This window comes from Escherichia sp. MOD1-EC6819, assembly GCF_002965765.1.
Taxonomy (GTDB): domain Bacteria; phylum Pseudomonadota; class Gammaproteobacteria; order Enterobacterales; family Enterobacteriaceae; genus Escherichia; species Escherichia ruysiae.
In genome coordinates, this window is sequence record NZ_PTRG01000001.1 from 335,475 (window position 1) to 349,602 (window position 14,128).

Annotated in this window: 16 protein-coding genes; 5 read left to right on the plus strand and 11 right to left on the minus strand. The window is 48.4% G+C overall.

What is annotated here, in order from left to right; all coding sequences use genetic code 11:
- Positions 1-34: 34 nt before the first annotated feature.
- From yqjG to exuR, 10 genes are all read right to left on the minus strand, one after another.
- Positions 35-1,021, minus strand: coding sequence for a glutathionyl-hydroquinone reductase YqjG (gene yqjG, locus A7Z06_RS01690; RefSeq protein WP_000531183.1), 987 nt, complete (start codon positions 1,019-1,021; stop codon positions 35-37).
- A 138-nt stretch (positions 1,022-1,159) separates the two neighbouring features.
- Entirely contained in the window at positions 1,160-1,552 is a 393-nt protein-coding gene (locus tag A7Z06_RS01695; RefSeq protein ID WP_000732221.1) for a DoxX family protein, read from the minus strand.
- A 185-nt stretch (positions 1,553-1,737) separates the two neighbouring features.
- On the minus strand, positions 1,738-2,037 hold the full coding sequence (locus A7Z06_RS01700; RefSeq protein WP_000015589.1) for a YqjK-like family protein: 300 nt from the start codon (positions 2,035-2,037) through the stop codon (positions 1,738-1,740).
- Positions 2,027-2,431 carry a phage holin family protein gene (locus A7Z06_RS01705; protein WP_000785727.1) on the minus strand — a complete coding sequence of 135 codons (405 nt, stop codon included), beginning with the start codon at positions 2,429-2,431 and terminating at the stop codon, positions 2,027-2,029. The genes A7Z06_RS01700 and A7Z06_RS01705 overlap by 11 nt, the downstream gene beginning before the upstream one ends.
- A gap of 2 nt (positions 2,432-2,433) precedes the next feature.
- A complete protein-coding gene (locus tag A7Z06_RS01710; RefSeq protein ID WP_000031409.1) occupies positions 2,434-2,739 on the minus strand; it encodes a DUF883 family protein in 306 nt (101 codons plus the stop codon).
- Positions 2,740-2,776: 37 nt separating this feature from the next.
- Positions 2,777-3,145, minus strand: a complete 369-nt coding sequence (yqjC, locus tag A7Z06_RS01715) for a DUF1090 family protein YqjC (protein WP_010346332.1) — start codon at positions 3,143-3,145, stop codon at positions 2,777-2,779.
- Positions 3,146-3,291: 146 nt separating this feature from the next.
- On the minus strand, positions 3,292-3,675 hold the full coding sequence (mzrA, locus tag A7Z06_RS01720) for an EnvZ/OmpR regulon moderator MzrA (RefSeq protein WP_001166774.1): 384 nt from the start codon (positions 3,673-3,675) through the stop codon (positions 3,292-3,294).
- Between the two features lie 3 nt (positions 3,676-3,678).
- Entirely contained in the window at positions 3,679-4,341 is a 663-nt protein-coding gene (gene yqjA / locus A7Z06_RS01725; protein ID WP_000422149.1) for a DedA family general envelope maintenance protein YqjA, read from the minus strand.
- 21 nt (positions 4,342-4,362) lie between these two features.
- Positions 4,363-4,497: a hypothetical protein gene (locus A7Z06_RS22355; protein ID WP_432758335.1), complete on the minus strand. Its 135-nt coding sequence runs from the start codon at positions 4,495-4,497 to the stop codon at positions 4,363-4,365.
- Between the two features lie 187 nt (positions 4,498-4,684).
- Positions 4,685-5,461, minus strand: coding sequence for a transcriptional regulator ExuR (exuR, locus tag A7Z06_RS01730; protein ID WP_000406033.1), 777 nt, complete (start codon positions 5,459-5,461; stop codon positions 4,685-4,687).
- A gap of 295 nt (positions 5,462-5,756) precedes the next feature.
- Between exuR and A7Z06_RS01735 the strand changes: the two genes are divergently transcribed.
- The 4 genes from A7Z06_RS01735 to A7Z06_RS01750 all read left to right on the plus strand — a co-directional run bounded on the left by A7Z06_RS01735 (position 5,757) and on the right by A7Z06_RS01750 (position 10,860).
- On the plus strand, positions 5,757-6,473 hold the full coding sequence (locus tag A7Z06_RS01735; protein WP_000225830.1) for a fimbria/pilus periplasmic chaperone: 717 nt from the start codon (positions 5,757-5,759) through the stop codon (positions 6,471-6,473).
- Positions 6,474-6,502: 29 nt separating this feature from the next.
- Positions 6,503-7,003 (plus strand): CS1 type fimbrial major subunit, encoded by a 501-nt coding sequence (locus tag A7Z06_RS01740; protein WP_000708860.1) that lies wholly within the window; start codon positions 6,503-6,505, stop codon positions 7,001-7,003.
- A gap of 90 nt (positions 7,004-7,093) precedes the next feature.
- Positions 7,094-9,778: a TcfC E-set like domain-containing protein gene (locus tag A7Z06_RS01745; protein ID WP_000358689.1), complete on the plus strand. Its 2,685-nt coding sequence runs from the start codon at positions 7,094-7,096 to the stop codon at positions 9,776-9,778.
- Positions 9,775-10,860 carry a CfaE/CblD family pilus tip adhesin gene (locus A7Z06_RS01750; protein WP_024165154.1) on the plus strand — a complete coding sequence of 362 codons (1,086 nt, stop codon included), beginning with the start codon at positions 9,775-9,777 and terminating at the stop codon, positions 10,858-10,860. The genes A7Z06_RS01745 and A7Z06_RS01750 overlap by 4 nt, the downstream gene beginning before the upstream one ends.
- 77 nt (positions 10,861-10,937) lie before the next feature.
- Here the strand turns inward: A7Z06_RS01750 and exuT are convergent, their stop codons facing one another.
- Positions 10,938-12,236: a hexuronate transporter ExuT gene (gene exuT / locus A7Z06_RS01755; RefSeq protein WP_024165155.1), complete on the minus strand. Its 1,299-nt coding sequence runs from the start codon at positions 12,234-12,236 to the stop codon at positions 10,938-10,940.
- A gap of 479 nt (positions 12,237-12,715) precedes the next feature.
- On the opposite strand from exuT, the gene uxaC reads away from it, so the two are divergent.
- Complete coding sequence (gene uxaC, locus A7Z06_RS01760; protein WP_000187442.1) at positions 12,716-14,128, plus strand: glucuronate isomerase; 1,413 nt, start codon at positions 12,716-12,718, stop codon at positions 14,126-14,128.

Sequence of the window (14,128 nt, forward strand, 5' to 3'; positions counted from 1 at the left end):
CAACAATCAGAGGCACCACGAAGGGTGCCTTTGTCTAGCCGAATCGAACGTCCCGCCCGTGCGGTTCATCAAGATCCTGCCACGGACCAATCGAAATAATCCCCGTAGGGTTGATGGTCTTATGGCTGCGGAAGTAGTGATTACGGATGTGATCAAAATTGACAGTTTCGGCAATTCCCGGCATCTGGTAGATATCGCGCAGGAAGCCATACAGATTCAGGTAATCGCTGATGCGGTGCTTATCACATTTGAAGTGGGTGACATACACCGGATCAAAACGCACCAGCGTGGTCCACAGGCGAATATCAGCTTCGGTTAACTGGTTACCGGTCAGATAGCGATGCTGACCTAAGATCTGCTCCAGTCGCGCCAGCGATTCAAACACTTTCACCACCGCCTCGTCGTAGGCTTCCTGGCTGGTAGCAAAACCGGCTTTATACACGCCATTGTTGACGGTGTCGTAAATCCAGCCGTTAAGTTCGTCAATTTTAGTTTGCAGCGCAGGAGGATAATAATCTCCCGCTTTCGCGCCCAGTGCATCAAACGCGGTATTGAACATGCGGATGATTTCCGCCGATTCGTTGCTGACAATGGTGTGGTTCTTTTTGTCCCATAGCACGGGAACAGTGACACGTCCGCTATAGTGTGGATCGGCGTGGAGATAAAGCTGATACAGAAACTCATGTTGATAGAGCGTATCACCGGTTGCTCCCGGAAAACTGTCATCAAAGGTCCAGCCATTTTCCAGCATCAGCGGATTCACCACGGAAACGGAGATAAACGGTTCCAGACCTTTGAGTTTACGCATAATCAGCGTGCGGTGTGCCCACGGGCAGGCGAGTGAAACATAGAGATGGTAGCGATCTTTTTCTGCGGCAAAACCGCCTTTGCCGGTAGGTCCTGGTGCGCCGTCAGCGGTGAGCCAGTTACGAAATGCGGAAGCTGAACGTTGAAATTTACCGCCGGTGGATTTGGTGTCGTACCAGGTGTCATGCCAGACGCCGTCAATCAGTTGACCCATTTTTCTCTCCTCCAATAGCAAAAACGAGGAGTGTTTCTCCTCGTTTCAGATTGCTGGCAAAGTGCACATTTTTGATTGTCGGATGCGATGCTTACGCATCTTATCCGACCAACAAATATCGTTAAGTATAGTCTCTGCTTACCACTTTTTATTCAGCAGGCGGTCGATGCTGAATGCGCCCGGCCCCGTAATTGCCAGCAGCAGGAATCCGCCAGAAATGGTCAGGTTTTTCATAAACATCAGCGAGTTCATGCCCTCTGCAAAATTGCTGTGAAATAAAAACGCAGTCAGCAGTGTAAAGCCAGCGGTAAACAGCGCCGTGGTACGAGTCAGGAAACCAAACAGAATTGCCAGACCACCGCCAAACTCAAGCAAAATCACCAGCGGCAGCATAAAGCCGGGGACGCCCATTGCTTCCATATATTGTTGCGTACCCGCGTAGCCTGTAATTTTTCCCCAGCCTGCCGTAATAAACAGAATCGGCATTAAAATACGCGCTACCAGTACACCAATATCTTCTAATTTTTTCATCTTACTCTCCACTGCGCCGCTCAGGCTGCTGATTGTTTTTTTGTGCATTGACGCGGTATTAGCGTCGTTGCTGTCGATGGAGAGAAGCATAAACGTAGTGAATGGTGATTGTTAGCAAGGAAAACTGTCAAATTTTTTCAAAAATTTTGAGGGATAAGGCCGGAATGGCTCCGGCCAGAAAGACGTTAACCGCGCAGCTGTTGCTGTTTGAGGGTGGTTTTAACCAGACGCCAGGCACTCCATACGCCAAAACCGCGCCTGGCCCAGCGAACCAGCATATTCGGATGGCGAATTGTCCAGATAGCCATCACGCTACTGCCAACCAGCGCCCAGGAGCGCAGACTCAACAGTATATTCCAGCGACGATCGTAAGCGCCTGTTGCTTCCAGCCAGTCTCGACGACTGGCGGAAAGATCCAGCCGTTGTTGCTGGATCTGGCTAAGTAGTTGTGCCTTGCGGCGTTCACGTTCGACTTTACCGCTCACGGGACTCCTCCTCGAGCAGTTGCCGATCGTTCGCCAGTTCATGGCGCGTGTGGCGCAACAGTGTCGATTTCCGTGACTTGCGTAACGTCCAGATACCGCCAATCAGTGCCAGTAGCAGCAACACCACGGTGGTGGCAATCATCGCATTCAGGCGATATTGCGGATCAACCGCCCAGATAATCAGCACCATCAGGCTCATAAGACCAAATGCAGCGAAAAGCATCGTCAGGCCCAGCATCAGTAACAGTTGAAAGAGATTGGCTTTTTCCTCTTCCAGCTCCACCACCGCCAGCCGCAGACGTGTCTCCACCATTTCGACCATGATGGTGACTATTCGCTGCCCGATGCCCAGAACGCTTTTACCGGGCCCTTGCGCGTGATGAGTGTCCGCCATAATTAACGACGCGACAGCAGAACGCCGAGCACTACACCGATTGCAGCGCCAATGCCCACACCCGTCCACGGATTTTCACGCACGTACTCATCGGCACGCGCCGCCGCTTCACGAGTCTGTTTGGCAATTGCCTCGCCAGTTTCACCCAGGCGATAGCGGCTCTGTTTTAGCGCCTGCTCTGCTTTACTACGAATCTTACTCAACTCTTCTTTCGACTTATCTCCTGAGGCGCTTAGTACTTCTTCCAGCGTATCAGACAGGGATTTCAACTCTGCACGCAAATGTTCCGTAGTGTGTTCTTTCGACATAGTTTTCTCCAGGTGAGTAAGTAATGACTATTGTGAATTAGTAGTCGCGCGCTTCCAGCTTTTTCAGCTCTTCCTGCGCTTCTGCCAGTTTCCGTTCGCGTTTGGCAATCTTGTCCGCATCGCCTTTTTGCTTCGCCTCAGCTAAATCTTGCTTGCGTTCCGCCACCTCATCTTTCTGCTTAGCGATTTTTTTCTGATGATCGGCGCGAAGCTGGCTATCTGAACAGTTGGCCCGGACTTCACTCAGGGCTTTATTCAGACCGTCAATACGATTCTGGTTTTGGTGTTTTTCGGCATAGCTGATCTCCTTAAGGATATTTTGCTCCTTTTCCTGACACAGGGTAGTGGCATAACTACCGGCACTAAGAGCAAAAAGAGAAACAGCTAAAGCAATGCGGTATTTCATTCTTGAACCTTCCATTGTGACTCGAACCTATTACAAAGGAACGATTGTCCAGACAACGAAGCGGTAGTGTTAACCACCGCCTCATTAATCATAGACAGTAACGGTGAAATCACCAAAGTGAGTGATATGTTTCGGATAACAGGAAGTTATCCGAAGCGATGAGAATTATCCCGCAGCCGGGTCAGCCACTGCATGGCCTGACTGTTATCGTCCTGCTGCGCAATGATGTAGCCATGGGGCAATGTTCTGTCGAGGACTGCTTTTGCGGCGGCACTCTGGTCGCTGGAGTCAAACGTAATTAACAGAGTGTCGTTCTTGGGGGTAATGCTTTTGAAAGGAATGCCGTGAGCGTCAAGGTGATGCCAGATGGAAAAACCGTCTGGCATCGTCATGCCTTGATGAACGGCACGGATCGCCAGCGTTGAATCTTGCTGACGAACCGCAGACCAGGCCAGCAACAGCGTGCCGACCAGCAATAAAGCAGCGCCGAACCAGACTAGCTGGCGAAGCGACATGCGAGGTATTTGCATCCTTTACCCCCGATTTCCATATTTCTTTTTCCATAACACGACCAGAGAACCTGCCAGGCCAAATACCAGCAGTACCACCGGGAGCAGCATCAGGCATGACATTAGCTGATCCTCGTACTTCAAAAATACCGGCGTTTTGCCGAGCATGTAACCCAGGGTTGTCAGGATCAACACCCACAACAAACCGCTCATCCAGTTGAAGAACTGAAAGCGTGCGTTATTCAGCCCTGATAACCCGGCAATGGTCGGCAGCAGTGTTCTGACAAACGCAATAAAGCGACCAATTAATAGCGCCGATAAACCGTGTTTGTGAAAAAGATGGTGTGCGCGTTGGTGATAGTGCGCGGGTAAATGGGAAAGCCAGTTTTGCACAGTGCGGGTATTGCCCAGCCATCGCCCCTGTATGTAACTGACCCAGCAGCCAAGGCTGGCGGCTACGGTCAATAGCAAAATCGTTTGTGGATAACCCATCGCGCCTTTAGCAATCAATACGCCGACCAACACCAGTAAGCTGTCGCCCGGTAAAAAGGCTGCCGGAAGCAAGCCGTTTTCAAGGAACAAAATTACAAACAAGACAAAATACAACATGCCAATCATCGACGGATTGGCCAGCGTTTCAAAATCCTGCGCCCACAGGGCCTGCAGTAATTGGGTCAAAAGTTCCATTCATTATTCCTGGTGAATCGGTTAACGCCACGCCGGTTTTAAATGATGCACTCCCGCCAGATTATTGCTGTTTTTGTATGGATTGCGGGTCGGAGCACCAACACGGCCTGAACTATTCCCTGTTAAAACGTGAGATAAGAAAACATTTAATAGCATAAATTCAAATTGAATCTAATTGTAACAAAGGTCAACGTTGTTCGTTATCAAAATTACATGTCCGTGGAGTCTGATTTTGCTGATTGCAGGGGAGGGTGGCGAGAGGATTTACACAGGCTGACACTTTATACTTTTTGCTTACTGACAAAGCGTACAGGCGCGTTGTAGCGCCTGCCCGATGGGAATTTCATTTGCTGCCGCTGGCGGCCGTATCCAGATGCACAACCGGGTTTTCTGCGAACAGGTAACGGTCGGCGTTGAACTCGAAATCGTCGCTGGTTTCGTTAAATAACATTATCTTGGTGTTTTCCAGATGCTGCCACATTGCCAGCTTAGCGGCATGGGGATCTTTGCGAATTAACGCCTTAAGGATCTGATCGTGGTCATCACACCAGTTATCGACGGTACGGGAATCAATGTGTTCGTGGAGTTTTTTCCAGTACGGGTTATGGCTACGCTGGGTCCACATCTTCTCAACGATGGCTGCCAGGGCTGAGTTCTGCGTCGCCAGGGCAACCTGAATATGGAACTGCAAATCCCACTCGGAATCGCGGAAGCATTGTTCGCCGCGAGCCTGCTCCTGGATGGCCATCAATTTCATGATGTCCTGCTTGGTCACCTGGGTTGCGGCAAACTCGGCAATATTGCTCTCGATAAGCTGGCGAGCTTGTAGCAGTTCAAACGGGCCGTAATTGGCAAATTCCATATTATCGTCAGCCGCCTGCTGATGGCGCGGCTGGTTGGAAACCACGTGAATACCTGAACCTTTACGCACCTCCACATAGCCTTCAACTTCCAGCATGATGATGGCTTCACGAACTACCGTTCGGCTGACGTTTTTTTCATCGGCAATAAAACGTTCGGCGGGCAGTTTATCACCCACCAGATAGACGCCCTGCTCAATGCGCTCTTTCAGGTCAGCAGCAAGTTGTTGGTACAAACGGCGTGGTTCAGAGATTTCCATATGCGTCTCCCGGAATGGAATGCGGACAAAGTTATCATACCACTTTATTTATGGGTATGCCATTGTTCATATATAGATATGGTGATTGAAATAATGTATTTAATTAACATTGTGAATATTTATAAATTCCTAAAAATTAAGCGTCGATATTGTGAAAATTACTATGTTTCAGTAACTTAATTTTTCGCTTTTTAAATTAATATTAACTAAAAATGCTTTTTTATATTGACTTACAATAAATCTACATTTCTAATGCACTAACTTTTTTGAAACAATTTTGTAAGATTAATTCTATATGGTGGCGAAAATTAAACTCTTATCACGGCTTACGCCGCTTTTATTCGTGTTCGCTCCTTTTTTTGCACAGTCAAATATGACTGTTTATCCTATGGCTGTTTCTATTAATAGTCAGGGTGAAGGCAACGTTCGTGTAATATCTAAAAGTAATGAAGTTCAGTATATCAAGGCGACAGTATTCCGTATCGATAATCCATCGACGCCTCAGGAAAATGAAGTTGAGATTAAATCCGGTGATGCAAATCATCTGGTCGTTATGCCACCCAAATTCGCCTTACCAGCCGGTAGCAGCAAAACCGTGCGCTTTGTCGCAATGGAACCAGAGCAAAAAGAGAAAAATTACCGCGTTAAATTTGAAGCAGTTCCCAGTATTGATGACGTTGCCACAGATAAAAAAGATCTCTCTATGCAGTTAACAGTTAACTTGATTTGGGGGATTGTTGTTAGTGTTCCACCCCAACAACCTATTGCTAAGTTAGAAGTAAATCCTGCCAAAAAATTATTTAATGCAGGGAATCAACGTTTAAAACTTTTAACGATCGCTTATTGCAAAAATAATAGCAAAGATAATTGTAAGATGCAGACCGTAAATAAAAATATCTTCCCTGGTCAGGAAATAAATCTTGAAAGCATATCTGGCTACGACAAGATCGTTGTCAAATATAATAACTGGATCACTAAGGATAATGGCGAGTTTGAGCTAGCGATCCATTAATTATCATTGTCATAAACGAAGGAATAGTAATGAAAAAGGCATTTGCAAAATCTCTTCTGGTAGCAGCGTTATTCTCTGTAGCAGGCTCCGCGTTAGCAGTACAAAAAGATATTACTGTAACAGCTAACGTTGATGCCGCTCTGGATATGACGCAAACCGATAACAGCGCACTGCCGAAAGCAGTTGAAATGCAATATCTGCCGGGTCAGGGTCTGCAATCTTATCAGTTGATGACTAAAATTTGGTCTAACGATGTGACTAAAGACATTAAAATGCAGTTGGTTTCCCCTGCGCAACTGGTTCATAACCTGGACGGCAGCAAAACTGTTCCGCTGACTGTGACCTGGGGTGGTACTGAAATCAAGTCCGATGCCGCTACCACTTTTGAAGCAACCAAAATTTTTGCTTCCGATGCTTTAACCAACGGTTCTTTGGCTAAAAACCTGATGTTTGCTCAGACCACCAAAGGTGTACTGGAAACCGGTATTTACCGTGGCGTGGTAAGCATCTATCTGTCCCAGGATATCTAATCCGGATAACAGAATTAATACGTAATAAAGGGGGGCTTGTCCTCCCTTATTTTAACTATTTTAGTCGTTGTTATGGATTACAGGGTTGCCATGGATAAAAAATTACTGGCTCTTTTGATCCTGGCGAGTCTCAGCCCGGCAAAGGCAGCATTAACTAAAATTCCCGCTGGGTTTGAGGTTATTGCGCAGGGACAGCAGGAGTATATTGAAGTCTATTATGCCGGGAAAAGTCTCGGTAAATATTATGCAATGGTTAATCTTGATGCGGTAACATTTCTGGATTCAGCAAGTTTATATAATAAGCTGGAGCTGGATACCAAAGACCAAAAAATCACTCAAGCCGTAAAAGCGAGACTGGCACAACCACTGGCGCGTCATGGTGAACTGGCTTGTGGTTTTGCGCAGACCGATTCAGGATGTGGCTTTCTCAATACCGATTCTGTTGACATTATTTTTAATGATGAAGAGAGTTCCGCCACCCTCTTTCTGAATCCCCAATGGAGTTCCTCGTTAAATTCAAAATCGCTATATTTAAATCCAGACAGAAACGCGATTAATGCATTTATTCATCAGCAGGATATTAACGTGCTGGTGCAGGATGATTACCAATCGTTCTCCATTCAGGGCAATGGTGCGCTGGGTGTCACAGAGAATAGTTATATTGGCGGGCACTGGAATTTCAATGGCTATGAGGCAGAAGATGTCAGCGATAATAATGCTGATGTCAGCGATCTCTATTATCGTTATGATTTTTTACGTCGTTATTATTTGCAGGCGGGGCGAATGGACAACCGCACGCTATTTAATGCACAAGGCGGGAATTTTACTTTTAACTTTCTGCCACTCGGTGCAATCGATGGAATGCGTATCGGGTCAACACTCAGTTATTTAAACCAGGCGCAGAGTCAGCAAGGAACGCCAGTAATGGTCCTGCTTTCGCGCAATTCTCGTGTTGACGCTTATCGTAATGAACAACTTCTGGGATCGTTTTATCTCAATAGTGGTTCGCAATTTATTGATACTGGTTCCTTTCCGCCAGGCAGCTACAGCGTAGCGTTAAAAGTTTATGAGAACAACCAACTCACCCGCACTGAACTTGTCCCTTTTACCAAAACAGGGGGGCTGACGGACGGAAATGCGCAGTGGTTCTTACAGGCCGGTAAAACCACCTCCCAGGCTGCCGATGACGAAAGTTCAGCTTATCAACTGGGTTTTCGCCTGCCGTTACATCCACAATATGAGCTCTACGCAGGGCTGGCGAATGCCGATGATGTGAATGCTTTCGAGTTAGGTAATAACTGGACGGCGGATTTAGGCGGGGTGGGGAATCTTGCCATAGGTGCCAGTCTGTTCCGCAATGACGATGGCGGCAAAGGTGATATGCAGCAGGTTAACTGGAGTAATTCGGGATGGCCGACGCTGGGCTTTTATCGTACCAACTCCGACGGAGATGCTTGTACAACCGACAGCAGAGATAGCTACAACGCCTTAAGCTGTTATGAAAGCATATCCGCTACGATTTCACAGAATCTTATCGGCTGGAACATGATGCTGGGTTATACCCGCACGCAAAATAACACCGACGACAGCTTACGCTGGGACAAACAGCAGAGTTTTGAAAATAACTATCTTCGCCAGACTTCTGCGCAAAGTATTTCTGAAACCGTACAGCTTAGCGCGTCTCGCGCTTTTGTAATGCGTGACTGGATTTTGAGCACTTCTGTCGGGGTTTTCCATCGTAACGACAACGGCGGAGATAACGACGACAACGGATTGTACTTATCGTTTTCGTTATCTGATACACCAACGATGGACAGCAATAATAACAGTCACTCAACCAATGTTTCGACTGACTATCGCTATAGCGATCAGGATGGCGACCAAACTTCATGGCAGTTATCGCATACCTTTTATAACGATTCATTCAGCCATAAAGAACTTGGCGTGACCGTCGGTGGTCTGAACACCGATACCATAAACAGCGCGGTTAACGGTCGCTGGGATGGTCAATACGGTAATCTCTACGGCACCGTATCAGACAGTTACGATCGCAAGAATCATGATCATCTCTCTGCCTTTACAGGGTCTTACAGTTCCACACTGGCGGTGAGTCGTTACGGAATTAATCTGGGAGCCAGTGGAACAGATGATCTGCTCGGCGCTGTATTAGTCGATGTAAAAGGATTTACTGAACAGGATGAAGAGAGCCAGGATCTGCAATTCGAAGCTCGGGTTGCGGGCAGCAGAACTCTGCAACTTGGTCAAAGTGACAGTGTGTTGTTCCCCTATGCTGGATTCCAGTCGGGCTTTGTTGACGTCAGGGACAGCAACCAGGGCAACCAGCAGGGAACAACCAATATTATCAATGGCGCGGGAAACCGGGAATTAATGTTGCTGCCCGGTAAGTTACGTTATCGCGAAGTCACTGCCAGCTTTAACTACAACTATATTGGTCGCTTGTTATTACCAGCATCAGTAGAGAAATTCCCGCTGATTGGTCTGAACAGCACCATGTTATTGGTGGCTGAAGATGGCGGATTTACGCTGGAAATTAGCGGCAATGATAAAGAATTGTATCTGCTTTCCGGACACGAATTCCTTAAATGTCCGCTGACTGTTGTGAAGAAACGCGCCAGCATTCGTTACAGCGGCGATGTGACTTGTAGCGTCGTGAGTTATTCGCAATTGCCAGAGTCGATTCAGGTTCAGGCGCAGTTAAAACAGCCTAAATTACGTGAGAGCGTACAAACGGCGCAAAGGGAGGTTGCACCATGAGAAAGCGATTGATTGCCATACTATTTTGCTTTTTGGGCTCGGTTGCAGGTGTTCAGGCATCGCCCAACGTTACGGCTGAAATTACTTATGATTTGGCAGTCGGCAGGGCAGATTATTACATCTGGAACAAGGAAGAACCCCCTGCTATAAACTACGACACCGCATGGTCAAGTTATCAGTGCAATTTTCCTGATCGACAGCAGATTTGTACACCATCTGGTAATTATTCAAACGTGAAAATTTATATGACAGAAAAGCGCAGTGGTATGCGTTGGCCAGTTAACCTTAAAGGATATACGAATTTTGTGGTCCGCAATCCAGGAGGGGACTGTGATGGCTGGTCGGCGCAATTCCCTTTAGATAGTACAACTACTCGTCGATGTATAGCTAATAGCGGTGCTTATAATGCCAATGTAAAACTGTTAACGCTCTATCTTGAGCAAGCAGAAATGAAAAAATTACCGATTGGTGGCGTCTGGGAAGGTTCCGTTAAAATGCATTTTACCTACCCTGGAGCAGATTATTTTGCGGATATCACGCTTAATACGCTCGATCCCAACCATATCGATATCTTCTTTCCGGAGTTTGCCCACGCCACGCCACGGGTACAGTTGGATCTACACCCGACGGGGAGCGTCAATGGCAGTAACTATGCTCAGGATCTGACCACGCTGGATATGTGCCTGTACGATGGTTTTAACGGCAACGCCATCAGTTATGAAATCCAGCTTAAAGATGAAGGTCGCCCGGCTGCCGGGCGAAGAGATGGCGACTTCTCGATTTATCGTCAGGGAGGAATATCGACAGATGCCTCAGAACGCATTGATTACCGGGTAAAAATGTATAACCCGGAAACGGGCGGGCAAATTGATGTTCGCAACAATGAAAATATGGTCTGGAACAGCATCAACCTGAAGCGCGTTCGTCCGGTTGTGCTGCCAGGAATTCGTTACGCTGTCATGTGTGTGCCGACGCCATTAACCCTGGCGGTCGATAAATTTAGCGTGATGGATAAACAGGCAGGGTATTACATGGGGAAACTATCGGTAATTTTTACTCCATCTCTACCAACCATCAATTAACCCTCCAGGCCGGACAAACGCATAAACAACGAAGCCGCCTGAACAGGCGGCTTCGACATTAAAACTCACGCTAAGCGTTAATGTTGCGGGGCGGGATCGTTATGTGTTTCCTGCGCCACCTCAATCGCCGGTTTGTTCTGCAATACCGTCCAGATAACCAGCGCGCCTAACAGGTCGAACACTGCCAGCACTGCGAACAGCGGGCTGAAGCCGATGGTGTCAGCCAGAGCACCAACAACCAAGGCAAACAGCGTACTTGCCAGCCATGCGGACATCCCGGTCAGACCGTTTGCCGTTGCCACTTCGTTACGACCGAACACGTCAGAAGAGAGCGTAATCAGTGCGCCAGACAGTGCCTGGTGAGCAAAACCACCGATACACAGCAGCATAATCGCCACATATGGATTGGTGAACAGACCGATCATACCTGGGCCAATCATCAGCACCGCACCCAGCGTGACTACCATCTTACGGGAGACGATCAGGTTCACGCCAAACCAACGCTGGAACAGCGGCGGCAGGTAACCACCGAGGATACAACCGAGGTCAGCAAACAGCATCGGCATCCAGGCGAACATCGCGATCTCTTTCAGGTTAAAGCCGTAAACTTTAAACATGAACAGTGGGATCCACGCGTTGAAAGTCCCCCACGCCGGTTCAGCCAGGAAACGCGGCAGCGCGATACCCCAGAACTGACGGTTACGCAGGATCTGACCAACGGACATTTTCTTCGCCGTGCCAACCTGGTGCTGGGCTTCCTGACCGTTAATAATGTATTCGCGTTCTTCATCAGTCAGATGTTTCTGGTCGCGCGGGTGTTTATAGAAAATCAGCCATGCCATCGCCCAGATAAAGCTCAGCGCACCGGAGATGATAAATGCCATCTGCCAGCTGTGCATCACAATTGCCCATACCACCAGCGGCGGTGCAATCATCGCACCAATTGAAGAACCAACGTTAAAGTAACCTACTGCGATGGAACGCTCTTTCGCCGGGAACCATTCGGAACTGGCTTTCAGACCCGCTGGGATCATTGCTGCTTCAGCAGCACCTACCGCACCACGAGCAATCGCCAGGCCGCCCCAGCTACCTGCCAGCGCGGTAGCGCCACAGAACACAGCCCACAACACGGCAAACATCGCGTAACCGATTTTTGTACCCAGAACATCCAGTACATAACCCGCTACCGGTTGCATGACCGTATAAGCAGCAGAATAAGCTGCGATGATGTAGGAATACTGTTGGGTGGAGATGTTTAACTCTTCCATCAGAGTTGGCGCAGCTGCCGCCACAGTGTTACGCGTCAGGTAACCGAGCACGGTGCCGAGCGTCACCAGTGCGATCATATACCAACGTAACCCTTTAATTTTACGCATGTAAAACCTCATCGTTTTGTTATATCCGCAGTAATCGCGGCCATCATCCCGCCAGAGGCTGAAGATGTTACTTACGACCGGGTAACCGAAAAAAAAACCGGCACGCCCCGAACGTTGCCATGAAAGTTTCGTGCTAATTCGGCTTCCGTACCGGTCAATCCAATCCATCCAGAGAATGAATCGGCAATTTGCATTCCGTCGACTTATTATTTGCGACGGCAAAAAGATAACTTGTCATACAACTTTAAAAGGTGAGAGCCATCACAAATGTGCGAATATTTGTAGGGACATTACACGATGATAGCGAGGCCAGTAACGGCGCGGCTTGCAGCGATATTTACCACTTTGAGAGTAATTTTTTTAACTACGTTTATTGATCTAACTCACGAAAATATCTTCTGGCTCTGGAAATTGGTGTGATAACTTTGTCAGCATCGCACCATAAGCAAGCTAGCTCACTCGTTAAGAGGAAGACGATAATGACTCCGTTTATGACTGAAGATTTCCTGTTAGATACTGAATTTGCCCGCCGTCTGTATCACGACTACGCAAAAGACCAGCCGATTTTCGACTACCACTGCCATTTGCCGCCGCAGCAGATTGCAGAAGACTATCGCTTTAAGAATTTGTATGACATCTGGCTGAAAGGCGATCACTACAAATGGCGTGCAATGCGCACCAATGGTGTAGCTGAACGCCTGTGTACCGGTGATGCCTCTGACCGTGAAAAGTTTGACGCCTGGGCGGCGACCGTTCCGCACACTATCGGCAACCCGTTATACCACTGGACGCACCTCGAACTGCGTCGTCCGTTCGGTATCACGGGCAAACTGCTGTCTCCGTCGACTGCCGATGAAATCTGGAACGAATGTAACGAACTGCTGGCGCAGGATAACTTCTCCGCGCGCGGCATCATGCAGCAGATGAACGTGAAAATGGTCGGTACTACTGATGACCCGATCGATTCTCTGGAGCATCACGCAGAGATCGCCAAAGATGGCTCTTTCACCATTAAAGTGCTTCCGAGCTGGCGTCCGGATAAAGCCTTCAACATCGAACAGGCGACCTTTAACGACTATATGGCGAAGCTGGGTGAAGTTTCTGATACCGACATTCGCCGCTTTGCAGACCTGCAAACCGCCCTGACCAAACGTCTGGATCACTTCGCCGCTCACGGCTGTAAAGTGTCTGACCACGCGCTGGATGTGGTGATGTTTGCTGAAGCGAACGAAGCGGAACTGGACAGCATTCTGGCACGCCGCCTGGCAGGCGAAACCCTGAGTGAGCACGAAGTGGCACAGTTTAAAACTGCGGTGCTGGTGTTCCTTGGTGCCGAATACGCACGTCGCGGTTGGGTGCAGCAGTACCACATCGGCGCTCTGCGTAATAACAACCTGCGTCAGTTCAAACTGCTGGGGCCGGATGTTGGTTTTGACTCCATCAACGACCGTCCGATGGCAGAAGAGCTGTCTAAACTGCTGAGCAAACAGAACGAAGAAAACCTGCTGCCGAAAACCATTCTCTACTGCCTGAACCCGCGCGATAACGAAGTGCTGGGCACCATGATCGGTAACTTCCAGGGCGAAGGTATGCCGGGCAAAATGCAGTTCGGTTCCGGCTGGTGGTTTAACGACCAGAAAGACGGTATGGAACGTCAGATGACCCAACTGGCGCAGCTCGGTCTGCTGAGCCGCTTTGTCGGTATGCTGACTGACAGCCGTAGCTTCCTGTCATACACCCGTCACGAATACTTCCGCCGCATTCTGTGCCAGATGATCGGTCGCTGGGTGGAAGCGGGCGAAGCACCGGCGGACATCAACCTGCTGGGCGAGATGGTGAAAAACATTTGCTTTAACAATGCGCGTGACTATTTCGCCATTGAACTGAACTAA

Coding starts and splice junctions, on each gene's coding strand:
- yqjG (WP_000531183.1), bottom strand. CDS start 1,021: ATGGGTCAACTGATTGACGGCGTCTGGCATGACACCTGGTACGACACC.
- A7Z06_RS01695 (WP_000732221.1), bottom strand. CDS start 1,552: ATGAAAAAATTAGAAGATATTGGTGTACTGGTAGCGCGTATTTTAATG.
- A7Z06_RS01705 (WP_000785727.1), bottom strand. CDS start 2,431: ATGGCGGACACTCATCACGCGCAAGGGCCCGGTAAAAGCGTTCTGGGC.
- A7Z06_RS01710 (WP_000031409.1), bottom strand. CDS start 2,739: ATGTCGAAAGAACACACTACGGAACATTTGCGTGCAGAGTTGAAATCC.
- yqjC (WP_010346332.1), bottom strand. CDS start 3,145: ATGAAATACCGCATTGCTTTAGCTGTTTCTCTTTTTGCTCTTAGTGCC.
- mzrA (WP_001166774.1), bottom strand. CDS start 3,675: ATGCAAATACCTCGCATGTCGCTTCGCCAGCTAGTCTGGTTCGGCGCT.
- yqjA (WP_000422149.1), bottom strand. CDS start 4,341: ATGGAACTTTTGACCCAATTACTGCAGGCCCTGTGGGCGCAGGATTTT.
- A7Z06_RS22355 (WP_432758335.1), bottom strand. CDS start 4,497: ATGCTATTAAATGTTTTCTTATCTCACGTTTTAACAGGGAATAGTTCA.
- exuR (WP_000406033.1), bottom strand. CDS start 5,461: ATGGAAATCTCTGAACCACGCCGTTTGTACCAACAACTTGCTGCTGAC.
- A7Z06_RS01735 (WP_000225830.1), top strand. CDS start 5,757: ATGGTGGCGAAAATTAAACTCTTATCACGGCTTACGCCGCTTTTATTC.
- A7Z06_RS01740 (WP_000708860.1), top strand. CDS start 6,503: ATGAAAAAGGCATTTGCAAAATCTCTTCTGGTAGCAGCGTTATTCTCT.
- A7Z06_RS01745 (WP_000358689.1), top strand. CDS start 7,094: ATGGATAAAAAATTACTGGCTCTTTTGATCCTGGCGAGTCTCAGCCCG.
- A7Z06_RS01750 (WP_024165154.1), top strand. CDS start 9,775: ATGAGAAAGCGATTGATTGCCATACTATTTTGCTTTTTGGGCTCGGTT.
- exuT (WP_024165155.1), bottom strand. CDS start 12,236: ATGCGTAAAATTAAAGGGTTACGTTGGTATATGATCGCACTGGTGACG.
- uxaC (WP_000187442.1), top strand. CDS start 12,716: ATGACTCCGTTTATGACTGAAGATTTCCTGTTAGATACTGAATTTGCC.